Genomic DNA, 1,831 nt, shown 5'->3' with positions numbered 1-1,831 from the left:
GTGCTCGGGCGCGGATGCGTGATGGTGTAGACCACCGCCCCGGGCCGGGGCGCCGGGGTCGGGGCCCGGGTGGCCGGCTGGGACGAGCTGAAGGACGTGCCGCGCCTGTCGCTGTTCGCCTGGAAGCGGCTCCCCGACCTCGAACTGGTCCGCACCGGCCGGATCACCCCGGGCGAACTCCACCCGCTCGTCGCCGAGGCGCTGTTCCCGCGCAGCGGCCCCGCCGCCGGTCCGCCCGGCCCCGCCGAAGCGGTGCCCGTACGCGTGCGCTGCCGGGGGGAGTGGCACGAGGTCCAGTCCCGGGGCGGGGTGCTCGACCTGCTCCCGCACAGCGCCGAGGAGCAGCAGCGCGAGCGCGCCATGCGGGCGTTCGGCGGAGCGATCCAGGGCTGCTTCGCCGTGCAGCAGATCTGGACCACCGGTGAAGGACGGCTGCCGCGCGCCCTGCGGGCGCAGCGGCGCGAGCTGTTCCTGCGCGCCCAGCACGGGGACACCCCCGGCGTCGTGACCCTCCTCGACGCGGGCACGGACCCCCGGGTCCGGGACGCCCGCGGGTACACGCTGCTGCACCAGCTCCACCTCCTCGACCACGAAGCCCTGCTGCCGCGGCTGCTGGCGGCGGGCCTCGACCTGGAGGCCCGGACCAAGTCCGGCCTCACGCCGCTGCAGATCGCGGTCCAGTTCGGGGGGTCCGCCGGCCTGGTCCGGGCGTTCGTCGCGGCCGGCAGCCGGATCGACGTCCTCGACGAGGCGGACCTGTCGCTGGACCAGGTGATCCGCCGCTACAAGCGCGCCGACCTGGGCTTCCTGCGCCGCCGGGTGGAGGAGGAGTTCCCGGACATCGGCTCCGAGTGGTTCGACGAGTACATGGAAGAGCGCGAGTCCGACGAGGGCGACGGGGCCGACGACGTCGACTCCGTGTGGTTCGGCATGGAAGAGCCCCGGTTCGACGAGCCGTACGACGAGGAGGACGGCGCATGAGCGAGCGGCCGCAGCCGTCGGGGGCCCTGGCGGCCGCCGACGCCCTGGGCGCCCGGCTCCGCGCCACCCGCACGGAGCCCGCGACCAACCCCCAGCTCGAAGCGCTGGCCCTCGCGGTGACGGCCAACCAGCCCGTCCTGCTGTGGGGCGAGCCGGGCATCGGCAAGTCCGCCGGCATGCAGCAGCTCGCCACCGCACTCGGCGTCGGGCTGGAAACGGTCATCGCCAGCGTCCACGAGCCCTCCGACTTCGCCGGTCTGCCCATCGTCGGTGACGACCCCGCCACCACCGGCGTGCCCATGGCCCCGCCGGACTGGGCGGTACGCCTCGCCCGCACCGGACACGGACTGCTGTTCTTCGACGAACTGTCCTCCGCCCCGCCCGCCGTGCAGGCCGCCCTGCTGCGCGTGGTCCTGGAACGCCGGATCGGCAGCCTCGTGCTGCCCGAGTCGGTACGGATCGTCGCCGCGGCCAATCCGCCGTCCAGCGCGGCCGACGGCTGGCACCTCAGCCCGCCGCTGGCCAACCGCTTCGTCCACCTCGACTGGACCCACAGCCCGCGCACCGTGGCCCGCGGCCTGGCCGGCACCTGGCCCGAGGTGGCCCTCCCGGCCGTCGACCCCGCCCGTGCCTCCGGGGCCGTGGCCCGCGCCCGCGGCGTGATCTCCGGCTTCCTCACCGCCCGGCCGGGCCTGGTCCACCACATGCCGAACGAGGCCGAGGGCCGCGGCCGCGCCTGGCCCTCCCCGCGGACCTGGGAGATGGCGCTGCGCCTGCTGGCCACCGGGTACGCGTCCGGCGCCGGCGGGGGCGGCCAGGCCCCCGCGCCCCCCCGCCCCCGAGAGTTATA

Annotated in this window: 2 protein-coding genes; both read left to right on the top strand. The window is 76.1% G+C overall.

Translation table 11 applies throughout. The annotated features are described in order from the left end of the window. Positions 1 to 69 precede the first annotated feature (69 nt). Positions 70 to 981 (top strand): ankyrin repeat domain-containing protein, encoded by a 912-nt coding sequence (locus tag ACFXA3_RS37090; RefSeq protein WP_385194693.1) that lies wholly within the window; start codon positions 70 to 72, stop codon positions 979 to 981. Further along, positions 978 to 1,831, top strand: an 854-nt coding sequence (locus tag ACFXA3_RS37085) for an AAA family ATPase (protein ID WP_385194691.1), incomplete at its 3' end; no start/stop codon positions are given. The genes ACFXA3_RS37090 and ACFXA3_RS37085, both read left to right, overlap by 4 nt.

Origin of the sequence: Streptomyces sp. NPDC059456, assembly GCF_042750055.1 — a bacterium.
Classification (GTDB): Bacteria; Actinomycetota; Actinomycetes; order Streptomycetales; family Streptomycetaceae; genus Streptomyces.
This window is presented reverse-complemented; position numbering and strand designations above follow the sequence as displayed.